Here is a 16,457-nt window from a genome sequence, read left to right as displayed (position 1 = left end):
TCGGGTGAGGGAGTCGGCCGGATCACACTGCGGGATCACGCTGCGGATCGCCCGGCGGACGGAACCCCCGTTCCCGACCGCGGCCGGACCGGCCTCCGGCCTCGGCCGGCCACCGCGTCGGCCGGCCCGCGGTCGGAGGCCGGCCCGCGGTCGGAGGGCGGGCCGCGGTCGGAGGGCGGGCCGCACTGGCGGCCGGATCGCGCCCGGTGGCCGACCGGGGGCCCGTCGGTATGCTCGCCGCCATGCCGCCCACCCCGCCCCCGACGCCCGACCCGGGCGAACCTCGCATACGGGACCGTGGCGACGCGTGCCCCGGGGCGCTGCGCCTGCACTCCGCCGACGACGGCCGCCTCGCCCGACTCCGTCTGCCCGGAGGTCGCTTGACGCCACGTCAGGTCGAGACTCTGGCGGACGCGGCGGAGACCCTGGGCGACGGACGGCTCAGCATCACCTCGCGCGGCAACGCCGAGCTGCGCGGCCTCGCCGACGACTGCGGGGCCGAGCTGGCGGCGCTCCTCGGCGAGGCGGGCCTGCTGCCCTCCCCCACCCACGAACGCGTCCGCAACATCGTCGCCTCCCCGGCCTCGGGCCTCGACGGACTCGGCGCCGCCGACGTGCAGTTGTGGGCCCGCGAGCTGGACGCCCACCTCCGCTCCGCGCCCTGGGCGGCGGCCCTTTCCGGCCGCTTCCTCTTCGTCCTCGATGACGGGCGCGGCGATGTCGCCAGGCTCGGCGGGGATGTGACCTTGGTCGCAGTGCGGGGCGGAGAGGCGGAGCTGCACGTCGGCGGGCGAGCCGTCCGGCTCGCTGGCTCCGACGCGCCCGGCGCGGCCCTGGCGGTGGCGGGCGGGTTCCTGGCCGCGGCACGGGAGGCCGGAACCGGGGCCTGGCGGGTCCGGGAACTCCCGGAGGGGTACGCGGTGGACCCGGCGGAGTCGGGGGTGACGGCGCGACCCGTACCCGCGCCGGAACTCCCCCAGGGCCCTCCGCCCTCCCCCGGCGTCCTCGGGCCCGCCGCCCTCTCCGTACTCGCCCCGCTCGGCCGCCTCACCGCCGCCCAGCTCCGGGCGCTGCTCCCCGCCGATGAGGTCCGCCTGACCCCCTGGCGCGGGGTCGTCGTGGCCGGGGCCGGCGCCGACCGGCTGCCCGCCCTCGACGCGGCCGGCCTCATCACCCGCCCCGGCTCCCCCTGGGCCGGTGTCACCGCCTGCACCGGGCGGCCCGGCTGCGCGAAGTCCCTCGCCGACGTCCGCGCCGACGCCGTCCCCGGACACCCCGGAGGCCTCGGGCACATCGAGGCCCCCGTCCGCCCCGTCCTCCCCGTGCACTTCTCCGGGTGCGAGCGCCGCTGCGGACACCCGCACGGCTCCTGGACCGACGTCGTCGCCACCGCCGCCGGCGACTACCTGGTGGACGGCGTCCCCACCCCCCGTACCGCCCTGCCCGAAGCCGTGACCGCGGCCCGCACGACGAGATGAGCGAGAGCAACAGGATGTTCGACTACGAGAAGGACGGGGCGGAGATCTACCGCCGGTCCTTTGCCACGATCCGCGCCGAGGCGGATCTGGCGGGCCTGCCCGCCGATGTCGCCCAGGTGGCGGTCCGGATGATCCACGCCTGCGGCATGACCGACCTCGTACGCGACATCGCCTGGTCGCCGCGGGTCGTCACGAACGCCCGCGCCGCCCTCCGGGCCGGAGCGCCGATCCTCTGCGACGCGCAGATGGTCGCGAGCGGCGTCACCCGGCGCCGGCTGCCCGCCGACAACGAGGTGATCTGCACCCTCTCGGACCCGTCCGTGCCGGCCCTCGCCGCCGAGCTCGGCACCACCCGCTCCGCCGCCGCCCTCGAACTGTGGCGGGACCGCCTCGAAGGCTCCGTCGTCGCCATCGGCAACGCGCCGACCGCCCTCTTCCACCTCCTGCAGATGGTCGCGGAAGGGGCCGGAAGGCCCGCAGCCGTCCTGGGCATACCGGTCGGCTTCATCGGCGCCGCCGAGTCCAAGGACGCCCTGGCGGCGCAGGACCTGGGCCTCGACTACCTCGTCGTACGGGGCCGGCGCGGCGGCAGCGCCATGACGGCCGCCGCGATCAACGCGATCGCCCACGAAGCGGAGATTCAGAAGTGACCGGCAAGCTGTACGGCGTCGGGCTCGGCCCCGGCGACCCGAACCTGATGACGGTGGCCGCCGTGAAGGCCATCGCCGCCGCCGATGTGATCGCGTACCACTCGGCCCGCCACGGCCGGTCCATCGCGCGCTCGATCGCCGCCGAACACCTCCGTGCGGACCACATCGAGGAGCGGCTGATGTACCCGCTCACGGTGGAGACCACGGACCACCCGGGCGGCTACCGGGGCGCCCTGAACGACTTCTACGAGGAGGCCGCGGCCCGCCTCGCCGCGCACCTCGACGCCGGCCGCACCGTCGCCGTCCTCGCCGAGGGCGACCCGCTGTTCTACGGCTCGTACCAGCACATGCACAAGCGGCTCGCGGGCCGCTACGACACGACCGTCATCCCCGGTGTCACCTCGGTGTCCGCCGCCGCCGCCCGGCTCGGCGAGCCGCTGTGCGAGGCGGAGGAGGTCCTCACGATCATCCCCGGCACCCTGCCGGAGGACGAGCTGACGGCCCGCCTCGCGGGCACCGACTCGGCGGTCGTGATGAAGCTCGGCCGCACCTTCCCCACCGTGAAGCGGGCCCTGGAGCGGGCCGGCCGGCTCGACGACGCCCGGTACGTGGAGCGGGCGTTCATGGCGGGCGAGCGGACCGGCGACCTGGTGGACGTCGACCCCGAGTCGGTCCCCTACTTCTCCGTCGCCGTGCTCCCCTCCCGCATCGACCGCGAACCCGCCGTACGCGAGCGGGGCGAGGTCGTCGTCGTCGGCACCGGCCCGGCCGGCGCGCCCTGGCTCACCCCCGAGTCGCGCGGCGCGCTCGTCAACGCCGACGTCCTCGTCGGCTACACCACCTACCTGGACCGGGTGCCGGTGCTGCGCCCCGGGCAGATCCGGCACGGCTCGGACAACAAGGTGGAGTCCGAGCGCGCCGAGTTCGCCCTCGACCTGGCCCGCCGCGGCCACAAGGTCGCGGTCGTCTCCGGCGGCGACCCGGGTGTCTTCGCGATGGCCACGGCCGTCCTGGAGGTCGCCTGCGAAGCGGAGTACGCGGACGTGCCCGTACGGGTCCTGCCGGGGGTGACCGCCGCCAACGCGGCCGCCGCCGCCGCGGGCGCCCCGCTCGGCCACGACTACGCGACGATCTCGCTCTCCGACCGGCTCAAGCCCTGGGACGTCATCGAGGCCCGGCTGCGCGCCGCGGCGGCCGCCGATCTGGTCCTCGCGCTCTACAACCCGGGGTCGAGGTCCCGTACGCACCAGGTGGCCGCCGCCCGCGACCTCCTGCTCGAACTCCGGGCGCCCGAGACCCCGGTGGTCGTCGCCCGTGACGTCGGCGGCCCCGAGCAGTCGGTCCGGGTGGTGACCCTGAAGACCCTGGAGCCCTCCGAGGTCGACATGCGCACCCTGCTCCTCATCGGCTCCTCGCAGACGCGGGCGGTCGAACGGGCCGACGGCCGGACGATCACCTGGACACCGCGCCGGTACGGGTGACGCACCGCCAGGGGTGACGCACCGCCACGGTCGGCGCCGCCACGGCTGACGGGCCTACTGACGGGCGAAGGTGCCGAGACCCGTCTCGTCCAGGTACTCGACGCGCACGGTCTTCCCGTCCGCGGAGAACGTGACGCCGGTGGGGCCGACGGCGTTCTCCCCGCGCGTCGGGAAGCTGAACGTGTCGCCGTCGTAGTGCGTGAGCTTGTACGACTGGGGCTCCGGCCCCAGTCGCAGGACCAGACCGCCGTTCTCCTCGGCCACCGTCAGGCGGCCGTAGTAGTCGCTGCGGTACGTGCCGGTGTAGGCGCTGTTCGCCTTCGCGGGCGTCGCGTCGGCCGGCGGCTTCGCGAAGTCCGTGGCCGAGCGGCCGGCGTCCGCCTCCTGCTCGTACAGGGCGTTGACGATCGGCAGCCAGTCCCGGCTCGGCTTCCCGTCCTGGGCGGTGTCGAAGAAGTCGAGGGCGACGGCGTCGGCGACACCGACCGGCGCGCCGTTGGTGAGGACGACGATGCCGAGCTGCTCGCCCGGCAGCATCGTGACGTTGGTGTGCGCGCCGAGCGCGAACGCGCCGGTGTGGGAGAGACGGAGCCGGCCCTCGTCGTCGTACGACACGTTCCAGCCGAGGCCGTAGAAGCCGGTCCGCGCGGCGGGCGCGTGCGCCGGGTTGGCGACGGACTCGGGGTGGTGCGTGAGGTCGAGGGCGTCCTCGGCGACGATCCGCTTCCCGTCGAGCGAGCCGTTGGCGAGCTGGAGCCGCAGCCAGGTCGCCATGTCACGGGCCGAGGAGCTGACGCCGCCCGCGGGGGACTGGGCGTCCGGGTCCCGGACGAACTGCGCCTTCCAGGTCCCGTCGGCCTGCTTGACGTGGCCGTGGGCCCGGTCGGGGTTCGAGACGAAGTCCTGGAAGCTGGAGCTGGTGTCGTTCATGCCGGCGGGCTTGTAGAGGGTGTCCTCGGCGAGCTTCGCCCAGGGCACGCCCTGCTGCGCGGCGACGGACTCGGCGGCCGCCGTCAGGCCGAAGTTGGTGTACGCGTAGCTCGCGCGGAACGGCGCGAGGGGCTCGTACCGCAGGTGGGACAGGATGTACTCCTGGTCGTAGCCGAGGTCCTCCAGCAGGTCGCCCGCGTGGTCGGGGAGGCCGCTGCGGTGCGAGAACAGGTCGGCGACGGTCACATGGCCGGTCACCCACGGGTCCTTCAGCCGGAACCCGGGGAGTTCGGGGTTGACCGGCTTCTGCCAGCCGTCCACGCCGACCGCCCCGGAGACGACGGTGGAGGCGATCGGCTTCGACACGGAGGCCAGCTGGAAGACGGTGTCGGCGTCGACCGCGCCGGCCCTGCCGACCTCGCGCACGCCGTACCCCTTGATGTGGACGACCTCGTCCTTGTGGACGACGGCGACGGAGACCCCGGGGACCCCGGTCTTCCGCATCAGGTCCGCGACGCTCGTGTCCAGCCGGTCGACGGCCCGGTCCACGTCCGCCCGGTCGAGCAGGGGCGGCGGCTGGGCCGGAGGAGGCTCGGGGCTGGGGGTGGGGGTCGGGGTGGGACCGGTCCCGGCGAGGGAACCCAGGCCCAGAACGGACACGATCCCCGCGGTGACCAGCCATCGGACGGTAACCACGCTTCCATTGAACGCCTGCCCCCTTCACCTGTCGCGCGGAGGGGACGACGACCCGCTACGCGAGCCCCCGCACCCACGCGGCGGCCTCCTCGGGCGTCGCCGCCACCGGTACGCCCTCCGGGACCGGGGGGCGGCGGACCACGACGACCGGGACGCCCGCCTCGCGGGCCGCGGTCAGTTTCGGGGCGGTCGCCGCGCCGCCGCTGTCCTTCGTCACCAGAACGTCGATCCGGTGGCGGGCGAGGATCTCCCGCTCGCCGTCCAGGGTGAACGGCCCCCGGTCGAGGAGGATCTCGGTGCGGTCCGGCATCGGGCCCTCCGGGGCGTCCACCGAGCGGACCAGGAACCACTCCGGGCGGTCCGCGAAGGCCGCGAGGCCCATCCGGCCGGTCGTCAGGAAGACACGGCCGCCGAGGCCGTCGAGGGCCCCGGCCGCCGCCTCCAGGGACGCCACGGAGCGCCAGTCGTCGCCCTCCCCCGGGACCCAGCCGGGGCGACGCAGCGCGAGCAGGGGAACATGGGCGGTGGCGGCCGCCCGGGCCGCGTTGAAGCTGATCCGCCCGGCGAAGGGATGCGTGGCGTCGATGACCGCGTCCACGGCGTGCCCGCCGATCCACTCCACGAGCCCGTCGACGCCGCCGAACCCGCCGATCCGCACCTCGCCCTCGGGCAGCCGGGGGCTCGCCACCCGCCCCGCGAGGGAGCTGGTGACCCGGGCCCCGGCGTGCAGCAGTCCCGCGAGGGCGCGGGCCTCGGTGGTCCCCCCGAGAATGAGTATGTGCACAGGAGCCTCTTCGTGACTTCAGGCGGCGGGCGTGAGGCCCAACTCAAGCACACGGGTCTCCGCCCGGGGTGGACGACGGGTGCCTGCGCGACGGCGGCGACGACGGCCGCGTACACGGCGCTCCTGACCGGCGATTTCCCGGATCCGGTGACCATCACGCTGCCGAAGGGCCAGACGCCGGCCTTCGCCCTCACGGCGGAGTCCCTCGACGCCGGCGCCGGTACGGCCATGGCCGCCGTGACCAAGGACGCGGGCGACGACCCGGACGTCACGCACGGCGCCGTGATCCGCTCGACGGTACGGCTCCTGCCGGCCGGCTCGGGCGTCGTCTTCCGGGCCGGTGAGGGCGTCGGCACGGTCACCCTGCCCGGCCTGCCCCTGGAGGTCGGCGAGCCGGCGATCAACCCGGTGCCCCGGAAGCTGATGCGGGCGCACGTGGCGGAGGTCGCGGCCCGGCACGGCGGGAGCGGCGACGTCGAGATCACCGTCTCCGTCGACGACGGCGCCGAGATCGCCCGCTCCACCTGGAACCCCCGGATCGGCATCCTGGGCGGGCTCTCGATCCTCGGCACGACGGGGGTCGTGGTCCCGTACTCGTGCTCGGCGTGGATCGACTCGATCCGCCGGGGCGTGGACGTGGCCCGCGCGGGCGGTCTGACGCACGTGGCGGGCTGCACGGGCTCGACGTCGGAGCGGACCGTCGCGGCCCTCTACGACCTGCCGGAGATCGCGCTCCTCGACATGGGCGACTTCGCGGGCGCGGTCCTCAAGTACATCCGCCGCCATCCCGTCGACCGCCTGACGATCTGCGGCGGCTTCGCGAAGCTCTCCAAGCTGGCCGCCGGCCATCTGGACCTCCACTCGGCCCGCTCCCAGGTCGACAAGGGCTTCCTGGCGGAGCTGGCCCGCACGGGCGGCGCGTCGGAGTCCCTCGCGGCGGAGATCGCCGGGGCGAACACGGGCCTTGCGGCCCTCCGCCTCTGCGAGGCCGCGCACGTCCCCCTGGGCGACCTGGTGGCCGCCCGGGCCCGCGACGAGGCCCTGGCGGTGCTGCGGGGCGCGCCGGTGGCGGTGGACGTGATCTGCATCGACCGGGCGGGGACGGTGGTGGGCCGGTCGTCGACGGCGGGACCGGGCGGCGCCTAGCCGGCCGTCGACGGTGGCGTGACCGGGCGGCACGTAGCCGGCCGTCGGTGGCGGGGCCGGGCCGGTGAGCGGCGTCAGGCCGTCGGGTAGCCGATCTCCCGTACGTCCTCGGCGAGGTCCGCGAGCGTCACCTCGGGGTTGAGGGCGGCGACGACCTCCGCCGTCAGCGGGCGCAGGGCGAGGACGTGCCGGACCGCGTCGAGGTCGACCGGGCGCTCGTAGTAGTCCGAGGCCCACTCCGCGTACGCCTCCGCCGAGCGGTCCGTCAGGTGGTGGAAGAGGCCGCCGGAGCCGTCCGGGTCCTCGTGGTCGTCCAGGTCCGTGAACTCGACCGGGCCCGTGTGCCAGGCCGTGTCGGCGGTCTGGCGCCACAGGCAGGCGGTGGTCACGTGGACCCCGTCCTCGTCCGTGAACGCGGGCTCCGTCAGGTACTCCCTGAACACCTCGGGGACTCCGTCGAGCACCCCGGGCCAGGTCTCCCCGTCCGCCACGGCCCCGAACGGGCTCATCGGCGACTCGTGGTCGAAGCCCCGTGCGAAGGCCCCCGCCGCGGACAGGACGATCGTGTACTCGCCGCCCTGGCCGTCCTTCATCGACGCCAGCTGCTCGGTCTCCGACCAGTGCGCGTCGTAGGAGTAGTACCGGCTCTCCCACTCCGGGCTCAGCACGGCCTCCACCATCGCGAGCCCCCGGCTGTGGTCGCGCAGTTCCTCGATGCCCGGCAGCGCCCGGGCCACGTCGTAGACAGTCACGCATCCATGAGACCGCACCGCCGCCGAGGGCCGACATGCGGCCCCTGGGTCCCGAACCTAGGCTGGCGAGGGCACACCCCCCGAGCGAGAGGGAGTCCCATGGCCAAGCGAGGCAACAAGCGGCGCGCCCGCAAGAAGAAGAACGCGAACCACGGCAAGCGGCCCAACGCCTGACGCCGTCCACGCGCCGGGGCCCCGGGGATCGGACTCCCCGGGGCCCCGGCGCGTCCGTGCGCCGCCGGCGTCAGCACGCGTCGGCGGGTGTCAGCAGGCGCGCGTCAGCACGTGTCGGCGGGTGTCAGCAGGCGCGCGTCAGCAGGTGTGGCGGTCCCGCGCCGGGTCGTACAGGTGGCTGTCGCGGAACTCCGAGGCGCCCAGCGTGCGGCCGACCAGGATGACGGCCGTCTTCGTGATGCCGGCCTCCTTCAGCTGGGCCGCGATGTCCTCAAGGGTGCCCCGCAGCACGATCTCGTCGGGGCGGCTGGCCATCGCCACGACCGCCGCCGGGCAGTCGAGCCCGTAGTGGGGGACGAGTTCGGCGACGACCCGGTCCACGTACCGCGCGGCCAGGTGCAGGACGAGCAGCGCGCCGCTGCGGCCCAGCGTCGCCAGGTCCTCGCCCTCGGGCATCGGCGTGGCCTGCTGGGCGATACGGGTGAGGATGACCGTCTGGCCGACCGTCGGGACCGTGAGCTCCCGCTTCAGCGCGGCCGCGGCGGCGGCGAAGGCCGGGACGCCGGGGACGACCTCGTACGGGATGCCCGCCGCGTCCAGGCGTCGCATCTGCTCGGCCATCGCGCTGAACACCGACGGGTCGCCCGAGTGCAGCCGGGCCACGTCCTGGCCGGCGTCGTGGGCCGCGGCGATCTCCGCGACGATCTGGTCCAGGTCCATCCGCGCCGTGTCGACGAGCCGCGCGTCCGGCGGGCACTCGGCGAGCAGTTCGGTCGGGACGAGGGAGCCCGCGTACAGGCAGACCCCGCACGTCGCGAGCGTCCGCGCGCCGCGCACGGTGATCAGGTCGGCCGCGCCGGGACCCGCGCCGATGAAGTAGACGGTCATCGCTCTTCAGAACCTTTCGTTACGGACCACTGCGTGACCGGCATCGCCTGGCGCCAGCCGGTGAAGCCGCCGACGGGGACGGCGGCGGCCACGGCGAGCCGGACCAGTTCGCCGCCGTGGCGGCGGTAGCGGTCGGCGAGCAGCGCCTCGGACTCCAGCGTCACGGTGTTCGCGACGAGCCGGCCGCCGGCGGGCAGCGCGTCCCAGCAGGCGTCGAGGAGGCCGGGGGCGGTGAGGCCGCCGCCGATGAAGATCGCGTCGGGGGCCGGGAGGTCCGCGAGACCCCGCGGGGCCGCGGCGGTCACCACCCGCAGGGCGGGCACGCCGAGGCGGTCGGCGTTCCGCGTGATCCGCGCCGCGCGTTCCTCCGACTTCTCGACCGCGATCGCCCGGCAGGAGCGGTGGGCCCGCATCCATTCGATGCCGATGGAGCCGGAGCCGCCGCCGATGTCCCAGAGGAGTTCGCCGGGCGCGGGCGCGAGGGCGGCGAGCGTGGCGGCGCGCACGTATCGCTTGGTGAGCTGGCCGTCGTGTTCGTACGCCTCGTCCGGCAGCCCCGGCACCGCGCCGAGCCGGAGCGTGTCGGGGTCCCGTACGCAGTCGAGGGCGAGGACGTGGAGCGCGTCGGTCCGCTCGTACGGCCAGTCGGCGGCGGTCCCGTCGAGGACCCGCTCGCGGTCCCCGCCGAGCTGCTCCAGGACCCGGATCCGGGTGTCTCCCCAGCCGGTCTCCCGGAGCAGGGCCGCGACGAGGGCGGGGGTCCCGGGTCCCTCGCCGAGGACGAGGAGCCGGCGCCCGGGGTGGAGCGCGGCGGACAGCGCGGCGAGGGGCCGGGCGACGAGCGAGACGGTCTCGACGGCCTCCAGCGGCCAGCCGAGGCGGGCGGCGGCGTACGAGACGGAGGACGGGTGCGGGTGGATCCGGAGGCGGTCGGCGCCGACGGTCTCGGCGAGGGTGCGGCCGATGCCGTGGAAGGAGGGGTCGCCGCTGGCGAGGACGGCGATCGCGCGGCCCGCGTGGGCGGCGAGCAGTCCGGGGACGGCGGGGCGGAGCGGGGAGGGCCAGGTGACGCGCTCGCCGGGGCAGTCGCCGCCGGGGAGGAGGCCGAGCTGACGGGGGGCGCCGATCACGACCTCGGCGGTCCGCAGGACACGGCGGGAGCTCTCGGGGAGCCCGTCCCAGCCGTCCGCGCCGATTCCGACGACCGCTATCGCACCGTTCACCTGCGCGACTTTACGTGAGGGCCGCTTTCCGGCGGTACGTGGCGGGCCCCACTCGGGGACCCGCCGGGGGCTCGCTCGCCGACCCGCCCGGGGCTCACTCGGGCCTTCGCCGGGGACGTCGCCCGGTCACCCGCCCGGCCCCTCGGGCGACGCCTACTTCTGGGCGTTCTGCCCCACGTAGAACAGGATCCAGACGAAGCCGGCGAACGCGTGCGTCGCGAAGACGTAGATGAAGACACGGAGCATCACTCCGCGCTCTTTCCAGCGCTCCAGGTCGGTCATGCGCTCCAGGGTACGGGCCGGAATAGACGGAGGGGTGGCACCGTTGAGCCGGATAGTTTAAGCTTCAACCACTAGCCGCGAGGCACCAGGAACGCGAGAGGTGAGCACGATGCAGTTCGGGATCTTCACCGTCGGCGACGTGACGACCGACCCCACCACCGGCCGCACCCCCACCGAGCACGAGCGGATCAAGAACACCGTCGCCATCGCGCTCAAGGCCGAGGAGGTCGGGCTCGACGTCTTCGCCACCGGTGAGCACCACAACCCGCCGTTCGTGCCGTCCTCCCCCACCACCCTCCTCGGGCACATAGCCGCCCGCACGGAGAACCTGATCCTCTCCACCTCCACCACGCTGATCACCACCAACGACCCGGTGAAGATCGCCGAGGACTACGCGACCCTCCAGCACCTCGCCGACGGCCGCGTGGACCTGATGATGGGCCGCGGCAACACCGGCCCCGTCTACCCGTGGTTCGGCCAGGACATCCGGCAGGGCATCCCGCTCGCCATCGAGCACTACGCGCTCCTCCACAAGCTGTGGAGGGAGGACGTGGTCGACTGGGAAGGCAAGTTCCGCAGCGCCCTGCAGGGCTTCACCTCCACCCCGCGCCCGCTCGACGACGTCCCGCCGTTCGTCTGGCACGGCTCCATCCGCTCCCCCGAGATCGCCGAACAGGCGGCCTACTACGGCGACGGGTTCTTCGCGAACCACATCTTCTGGCCCAAGCAGCACACCGAGAAGATGGTCCGCCTCTACCGCCAGCGGTACGCGCACTACGGCCACGGCACCCCCGAGCAGGCGATCGTCGGCCTCGGCGGCCAGGTCTTCATGCGCAAGAACTCGCAGGACGCGGTACGGGAGTTCCGCCCGTACTTCGACAACGCGCCGGTCTACGGCCACGGCCCCTCCCTGGAGGAGTTCTCCCGGGAGACCCCGCTGACCGTCGGCTCGCCGCAGGAGGTCATCGAGCGCACCCTGTCCTTCCGCGACTACGTGGGCGACTACCAGCGCCAGCTGTTCCTCGTCGACCACGCGGGCCTGCCGCTCAAGACCGTCCTGGAGCAGCTCGACATCCTCGGCGAGGAGGTCGTGCCGGTGCTCCGCAAGGAGTTCGCCAACCTGCGCCCGGCCGGCGTCCCGGACACGGCGCCGCTCCACCCCGCCGTCCTCAAGACCCGTACCGAGAAGGAGTCGTAAGCCATGCGGACCCTGAAGCTGGTCGCCGTCTCCGCCGGCCTCAGCTCCCCCTCCTCCACCCGGCTCCTCACCGACCGGCTCCTGCAGGCCGCGCGGTACCGGCTCGCCGAGCAGGAGTACGCCGTCGACGTCCAGGTCGTCGAACTGCGCGACCTGGCCGTGGACATCGCGAACAACTTCGTGACCGGCTTCCCCTCCGGGCGGCTCCAGGACGCGATCGACGCGGTGACCGGCGCCGACGGGGTCATCGCGGTGACCCCGGTCTTCACCGCCTCGTACAGCGGTCTGTTCAAGTCGTTCTTCGACCTGATCGACCCGGCCGCGCTGACCGGCACCCCGGTCCTCATCGGAGCGACCGGCGGCACCGCCCGGCACTCGCTCGTCCTGGACCACGCCCTGCGGCCGCTCTTCGCCTATCTGCGGGCCCTCGTCGTCCCGACCGCCGTCTACGCGGCGTCGGAGGACTGGGGCACGGGCGGCGACGAGGCCTCCCCGACGGGATGGGGGGACGGGCTGCCCACCCGGATCACCCGGGCGGGGAACGAGTTCGCCGACACGGTCGCGGCCCGGCCGTCCCGACGGCTCGACGACGACGAGGTCGTCCCGTTCGAGAAGCAACTGGCCGATCTGCGCCTTGATTGATCCTTTTGTTACGTTGTGGGAGAGGGTTCCCGACAACGAACGGAGGTCGGCGATGGCCGGCAGGATCGTGGTGGGCGTGGACGGCTCGGAACCGTCCCTGAAAGCGCTGCGGTGGGCGGCCGCCCAGGCCGCCCTCACCGGGGACTCCCTCCAGGCGGTCATCGGATGGGAGTACCCGGCGTCCTGGGCGGCAGCGCCCGGGGTACCCCCGGACTTCAACCCACAGGAGCTCGCCGAGCAGTCCCTGGACGAGTCCCTGGCCAAGGCGCTCGACCCGGCCGTCGCCGCCGGCGTGACCCGTACCGTCGTCAGCGGCAACCCGGCCCAGGCCCTGATCGACCAGGCCGAGGGCGCGTCCCTGCTGGTCGTCGGCGACCGCGGCTACAGCGGCTTCAAGGCAGCGGTCCTTGGCTCCGTCTCCAGCAGGGTGACCCAGCACGCCCCGTGCCCGGTGGTGGTCGTACGGGGCACGCGGGACTGACCCGCCCTCCTCAGGCGGGCACCACGTCCGCCACCACGCACGCCACGTTGTCCGGGGCGCCCAGGCCCCGCACCAGCGCGACCAGGGCCCCTGCCGCCTCGTCCGGACCGACGCCCGCGGCGAGCGCGCGGCGGATGTCATCGGCCGGCGCGACCGCCGAAAGCCCGTCCGTGCACAGCAGATAGCGGTCGCCGGGCCGCGTCTCGTGCACTCCGAGCTCCGGCTCGGGCGGCACGTCCCCGCCGTCCAGGGCCTTCAGGAGCAGCGCCCGGTCGGGGCGGTCCGCCGCCTCGGCCGGGTCCAGTTCGCCCGCGTCGACGAGGGCCTGGACGACGGTGTGGTCGCGGGTGAGGCGGACGAGCGCGCCGTCCCGCAGCAGGTACGCCCGCGAGTCGCCCACGTGCGCGAGGGCCAGGCGGCCGCCCGTCCACACGGCCGCGGTCAGGGTCGTGCCCGACTCGGCGAGGCCGGAGACCGCCCCGTCGGCCGCGCGTACCGCGTCCTCCAGGGCGTTGAGCACGTCCCCGGCGCGCGCCGAGGGGGCCGGTGGCGGTACGGCCTCCAGCGCTCCGACCGCGGCCGACGCGGCCCGCCCGCCCTCGGGGCCGTACCCGTCGGCGACGGCCAGCAGGTGCGGGCCCGCGTGGGCCGCGTCCTGCTGGGCGGTGCGGACGAGGCCGCGGTCGAGCCGTACGGCGGTCCGCAGGACGAAGGCGGGCCGGCCGGTCATGCCGGTGACCGCCCCGCCGCTCGCGGTGCTCACGCCGTGGGTCACCCCGCCAACCGTCTCGTCGCTCCTCTCGTCGGTCATCTCGTCAGTCATGTCGTCGGTCATCTCGGTGGGTCCCTTCAGCCGGTCCACCAGGGAGGTCGCCAGGTCTCGCCGTGCCGCGGTCTCCGACTCGACCCGCGCCCAGTAGCCGCGGATCGCGCGGGCCGCGCCCGCCGCGTCCGCCCCGTACAGCGCGCAGACCTGTCCCACCTCGGCGAGCGGCATGCCGATCCGCCGCAGCCAGGCGATGAGCCGGGCCCGTTCGAGCTGTTCCCCGGCGTAGTAGCGGTAGCCGGTGAACGGGTCGACGCGGGCGGGCGGCAGCAGGCCGAGCTCGTCGTAGCGGCGCAGCGCCTTGGCGGAGAGCCGGGAGGCACGGGCGAAGTCCCCGATGGTCAGCATCGGCCCGGACACGGGTGCGGGCATGGGCTCTTCGTCGCGCACGGATCGCTTCTCCTCCCTGTGCCGGGCCTTCCGCCCGGCACGTCCGATGCTGGGCCTTCCCCGCGGGGGAAGGTCAACCGCGAGGCGGCGCACGTCGTGCGTCGGTCCGCCTCCCGGCGCATGATGCCCTCATGGACATCAGACTCGAACTGATCGGCGTGCCCGTCACCGACATCGACAGGGCCAAGGCCTTCTACGAGCGCGTGGGCTTCCACGCCGACCATGACATCCCGGTCAGCGACGACATCCGCTTCGTCCAGATGACGCCGCCCGGCTCGGCCTGCTCGATCGCCTTCGGCAAGGGCATCACGGAGATGGCCCCGGGCTCCCTGGACAACATGCAGGTCGTCGTCACGGACATCGAGGAGGCCCACCGCGAACTCACCGCGCGCGGGGTCGAGGTCAGCGGGATCGACGACCAGCCCTGGGGTTCCTTCGTCTACTTCGCCGACCCCGACGGCAACCGCTGGGCCGTCCAGCAGACCACCCCACGAGGGCAGTGACTACTTGCGGTTGTAGAGCCGCATGGTGATCGCCCCGAAGACGAGCACGAGCGCCGCCGACCACCCGAGCGACCAGGCGATGTCCGCGGCCGGCCAGTTGCCCGCCATCAGTTCGCGTACCGCCGTCGCCAGATGGGTCACCGGGCTGTTGTTGACGAAGGCCTGGAGCCAGCCCGGCATCGTCTTCGGGTCGACGAAGACGTTCGACAGGAACGTCAGCGGGAAGATCACCATCATCGAGACGCCCATGACGGACTTCTCGCTGCGCAGCAGCAGACCGAACATGGTCCAGATCCACGAGAACGCGAACGAGAAGACCACCAGCAGCGCGACCCCGAGCAGCACGCCCACGATCCCGCCGTCCGGCCGGTAGCCGATGAGCATGCCGACGGTCAGCATCACGGCCGAGGCGATCAGATAGCGGACGACGTCGCCGAGGAGATAGCCGACCATCGGCGCGGGCCGCCAGATCGGCAGGGTGCGGAAGCGGTCGAAGACGCCCTTCTCGATGTCGGTGTTGACCGAGACCCCCGTGTACATCGTGATCATCACGACGCTCATCACGAGGATGCCGGGCAGCAGGAACTGGATGTACGACGAGACGGAGCCGGCCAGCGCCCCTCCGAAGAGGTACGTGTACATCAGCACCATCATGATCGGGAACGCCGTCACGTCGAACAGCTGCTCCGGCACGTGCTTGATCTTCAGCATCGCCCGCCAGCCGAAGGTCATCGAGGCGGAGAGCGCGCTGGGGCGCGGCGGACGGGTGTGGCCCACGAGCAGCGCCGCGAGTTCGTCCGCCTTCGGGGCGACGAAGTCGAGCGTGTCCGTCGTCGGGGTGTCCTTGCCGGTGGTGACGGTCATGCCGTCGTTCCTTTCCTGTCCGTCAGTGCCAGGAAGACCTCGTCGAGGCTGGGCTGGCCCAGCGCGAAGTTGTCGACGGTGATCCCGGCCCGCGCCAGCTCCGCCAGTGCGCGCGCCGCCTGCTCGGCGGCGCCGAGGTCCGTCCCGTGGCCGTTGACGGTGGCGGTGAGCGCGACCGGGTCGGCGTCCAGCTGGACGGTGGCGTTCAGGGCGTCCACGAGGACCTGCCGGGCCTCGGGCCGCTGCTCGGGGTCCCGGAGGCGCACGTGCACGGAACCGGAGCCGACGGAGGCCTTCAGCTCGCCCTTCGTGCCCTCCGCGATCACCTTGCCGTGGTCGATGACGGCGATCCGGGAGGCCAGCTGGTCGGCCTCGTCCAGGTACTGGGTGGTCAGCAGGACGGTGGTGCCCTGGGCGACCACCGCGCGGACGATGTCCCAGACCTGGTTGCGGCTGCGCGGGTCGAGGCCGGTGGTCGGCTCGTCGAGGAACAGCAGGTCGGGGGTGTTGAGGATGGACGCGGCGATGTCGATACGGCGCCGCATGCCGCCCGAGTAGTTCTTGACCTGCTTGTCGGCGGCCTCCGCGAGCCCGAACGCGGCGAGCAGCTGCGCGGAGCGCTCGCGGGCGGCGGGCCGGGTGTGGCCGAGCAGCCGGCCGAGCAGGACGAGGTTCTCGGTGCCGGTCAGGTCCTCGTCGACGGAGGCGTACTGCCCGGTGAGGCTCACCCGGCCCCGCACGGTGTCGGCGTCCTTGACGACGTCCTTGCCGAAGACGCGGGCCCGGCCGGCGTCGGGGCGGAGCAGGGTGGCGAGCATCTTGACGGCGGTGGTCTTGCCGGCGCCGTTCGGCCCGAGGACCCCGTACACGGTCCCGGTGGGCACGCGGAGGTCGATGCCGTCGACGGCGCGGTTGCTGCCGAAGACCTTGACCAGGCCCTCGGTCTCGATGGCGAGGTCGGTCATGCCGTGGATCCTCCGGGGGAAGAGGGCGCGGAGCAGACGCGCGCGAAAGAGAGCGCTCCTCCCAGTCTCCGTCGACCACCGCCGGATCGCCAGAGCGGCGGAGG

The 16,457-nt window shown here is 73.8% G+C and carries 18 protein-coding genes; 9 read left to right on the top strand and 9 right to left on the bottom strand.

Annotated elements, in window-relative coordinates:
* Positions 1 to 230: 230 nt before the first annotated feature.
* From ACIP8Z_RS22475 to cobJ, 3 genes are read left to right on the top strand one after another with little or no spacing between them, the layout of a single operon-like run.
* Positions 231 to 1,478: a cobalamin biosynthesis protein CobG gene (locus ACIP8Z_RS22475; protein ID WP_402085986.1), complete on the top strand. Its 1,248-nt coding sequence runs from the start codon at positions 231 to 233 to the stop codon at positions 1,476 to 1,478.
* Between the two features lie 14 nt (positions 1,479 to 1,492).
* Complete coding sequence (locus ACIP8Z_RS22470) at positions 1,493 to 2,128, top strand: precorrin-8X methylmutase (RefSeq protein WP_402086539.1); 636 nt, start codon at positions 1,493 to 1,495, stop codon at positions 2,126 to 2,128.
* A 47-nt stretch (positions 2,129 to 2,175) separates the two neighbouring features.
* The gene (gene cobJ, locus ACIP8Z_RS22465; RefSeq protein WP_402086536.1) at positions 2,176 to 3,609 is read left to right on the top strand and encodes a precorrin-3B C(17)-methyltransferase; all 1,434 of its coding nucleotides are present in this window, start codon (positions 2,176 to 2,178) and stop codon (positions 3,607 to 3,609) included.
* A 54-nt stretch (positions 3,610 to 3,663) separates the two neighbouring features.
* On the opposite strand, the gene ACIP8Z_RS22460 is transcribed toward cobJ, so the two are convergent.
* Together ACIP8Z_RS22460 and ACIP8Z_RS22455 are read right to left on the bottom strand one after the other, a co-directional pair.
* Complete coding sequence (locus ACIP8Z_RS22460) at positions 3,664 to 5,235, bottom strand: serine hydrolase (protein WP_402085983.1); 1,572 nt, start codon at positions 5,233 to 5,235, stop codon at positions 3,664 to 3,666.
* 55 nt (positions 5,236 to 5,290) lie between these two features.
* Positions 5,291 to 6,019, bottom strand: coding sequence for a cobalt-precorrin-6A reductase (locus ACIP8Z_RS22455; RefSeq protein ID WP_402085981.1), 729 nt, complete (start codon positions 6,017 to 6,019; stop codon positions 5,291 to 5,293).
* A 12-nt stretch (positions 6,020 to 6,031) separates the two neighbouring features.
* Here ACIP8Z_RS22455 and ACIP8Z_RS22450 point away from each other — a divergent pair, with 12 nt between their 5' ends.
* Positions 6,032 to 7,165: a cobalt-precorrin-5B (C(1))-methyltransferase gene (locus tag ACIP8Z_RS22450; protein ID WP_402085978.1), complete on the top strand. Its 1,134-nt coding sequence runs from the start codon at positions 6,032 to 6,034 to the stop codon at positions 7,163 to 7,165.
* A 74-nt stretch (positions 7,166 to 7,239) separates the two neighbouring features.
* Here the strand turns inward: ACIP8Z_RS22450 and ACIP8Z_RS22445 are convergent, their stop codons facing one another.
* Positions 7,240 to 7,917, bottom strand: a complete 678-nt coding sequence (locus ACIP8Z_RS22445; protein ID WP_402085976.1) for a hypothetical protein — start codon at positions 7,915 to 7,917, stop codon at positions 7,240 to 7,242.
* A 99-nt stretch (positions 7,918 to 8,016) separates the two neighbouring features.
* On the opposite strand from ACIP8Z_RS22445, the gene ACIP8Z_RS22440 reads away from it, so the two are divergent.
* Positions 8,017 to 8,091: a 50S ribosomal protein bL37 gene (locus tag ACIP8Z_RS22440; RefSeq protein ID WP_015034725.1), complete on the top strand. Its 75-nt coding sequence runs from the start codon at positions 8,017 to 8,019 to the stop codon at positions 8,089 to 8,091.
* A 138-nt stretch (positions 8,092 to 8,229) separates the two neighbouring features.
* On the opposite strand, the gene cobM is transcribed toward ACIP8Z_RS22440, so the two are convergent.
* From cobM to ACIP8Z_RS22425, 3 genes are all read right to left on the bottom strand, one after another.
* Complete coding sequence (cobM, locus tag ACIP8Z_RS22435) at positions 8,230 to 8,979, bottom strand: precorrin-4 C(11)-methyltransferase (protein WP_402085973.1); 750 nt, start codon at positions 8,977 to 8,979, stop codon at positions 8,230 to 8,232.
* Positions 8,976 to 10,202: a precorrin-6y C5,15-methyltransferase (decarboxylating) subunit CbiE gene (gene cbiE / locus ACIP8Z_RS22430; RefSeq protein WP_402085970.1), complete on the bottom strand. Its 1,227-nt coding sequence runs from the start codon at positions 10,200 to 10,202 to the stop codon at positions 8,976 to 8,978. The genes cobM and cbiE overlap by 4 nt, the downstream gene beginning before the upstream one ends.
* 153 nt (positions 10,203 to 10,355) lie before the next feature.
* The gene (locus ACIP8Z_RS22425; RefSeq protein ID WP_318208139.1) at positions 10,356 to 10,484 is read right to left on the bottom strand and encodes a DUF6126 family protein; all 129 of its coding nucleotides are present in this window, start codon (positions 10,482 to 10,484) and stop codon (positions 10,356 to 10,358) included.
* Between the two features lie 109 nt (positions 10,485 to 10,593).
* Here ACIP8Z_RS22425 and ACIP8Z_RS22420 point away from each other — a divergent pair, with 109 nt between their 5' ends.
* The 3 genes from ACIP8Z_RS22420 to ACIP8Z_RS22410 are packed head-to-tail and all read left to right on the top strand — an operon-like array spanning position 10,594 to position 12,805.
* Positions 10,594 to 11,682 carry an LLM class flavin-dependent oxidoreductase gene (locus ACIP8Z_RS22420; protein ID WP_402086533.1) on the top strand — a complete coding sequence of 363 codons (1,089 nt, stop codon included), beginning with the start codon at positions 10,594 to 10,596 and terminating at the stop codon, positions 11,680 to 11,682.
* A gap of 3 nt (positions 11,683 to 11,685) precedes the next feature.
* Positions 11,686 to 12,324 carry an FMN reductase gene (locus ACIP8Z_RS22415; RefSeq protein ID WP_402085967.1) on the top strand — a complete coding sequence of 213 codons (639 nt, stop codon included), beginning with the start codon at positions 11,686 to 11,688 and terminating at the stop codon, positions 12,322 to 12,324.
* Between the two features lie 52 nt (positions 12,325 to 12,376).
* Positions 12,377 to 12,805, top strand: a complete 429-nt coding sequence (locus ACIP8Z_RS22410; RefSeq protein ID WP_402085965.1) for a universal stress protein — start codon at positions 12,377 to 12,379, stop codon at positions 12,803 to 12,805.
* Positions 12,806 to 12,815: 10 nt separating this feature from the next.
* On the opposite strand, the gene ACIP8Z_RS22405 is transcribed toward ACIP8Z_RS22410, so the two are convergent.
* The gene (locus ACIP8Z_RS22405; protein ID WP_402086531.1) at positions 12,816 to 13,979 is read right to left on the bottom strand and encodes a MerR family transcriptional regulator; all 1,164 of its coding nucleotides are present in this window, start codon (positions 13,977 to 13,979) and stop codon (positions 12,816 to 12,818) included.
* A gap of 173 nt (positions 13,980 to 14,152) precedes the next feature.
* Here ACIP8Z_RS22405 and ACIP8Z_RS22400 point away from each other — a divergent pair, with 173 nt between their 5' ends.
* Complete coding sequence (locus ACIP8Z_RS22400) at positions 14,153 to 14,524, top strand: VOC family protein (RefSeq protein ID WP_319315663.1); 372 nt, start codon at positions 14,153 to 14,155, stop codon at positions 14,522 to 14,524.
* Here ACIP8Z_RS22400 and ACIP8Z_RS22395 read toward each other — a convergent pair whose 3' ends face one another.
* Both ACIP8Z_RS22395 and ACIP8Z_RS22390 read right to left on the bottom strand, forming a co-directional pair.
* Positions 14,525 to 15,388 (bottom strand): ABC transporter permease, encoded by an 864-nt coding sequence (locus tag ACIP8Z_RS22395; RefSeq protein WP_402085962.1) that lies wholly within the window; start codon positions 15,386 to 15,388, stop codon positions 14,525 to 14,527.
* Entirely contained in the window at positions 15,385 to 16,353 is a 969-nt protein-coding gene (locus tag ACIP8Z_RS22390) for an ATP-binding cassette domain-containing protein (RefSeq protein WP_402085960.1), read from the bottom strand. The genes ACIP8Z_RS22395 and ACIP8Z_RS22390 overlap by 4 nt, the downstream gene beginning before the upstream one ends.
* Positions 16,354 to 16,457: the final 104 nt, after the last annotated feature.

This window comes from Streptomyces sp. NPDC088553 (assembly GCF_044752965.1).
Lineage (GTDB): Bacteria > Actinomycetota > Actinomycetes > Streptomycetales > Streptomycetaceae > Streptomyces.
This window is presented reverse-complemented; position numbering and strand designations above follow the sequence as displayed.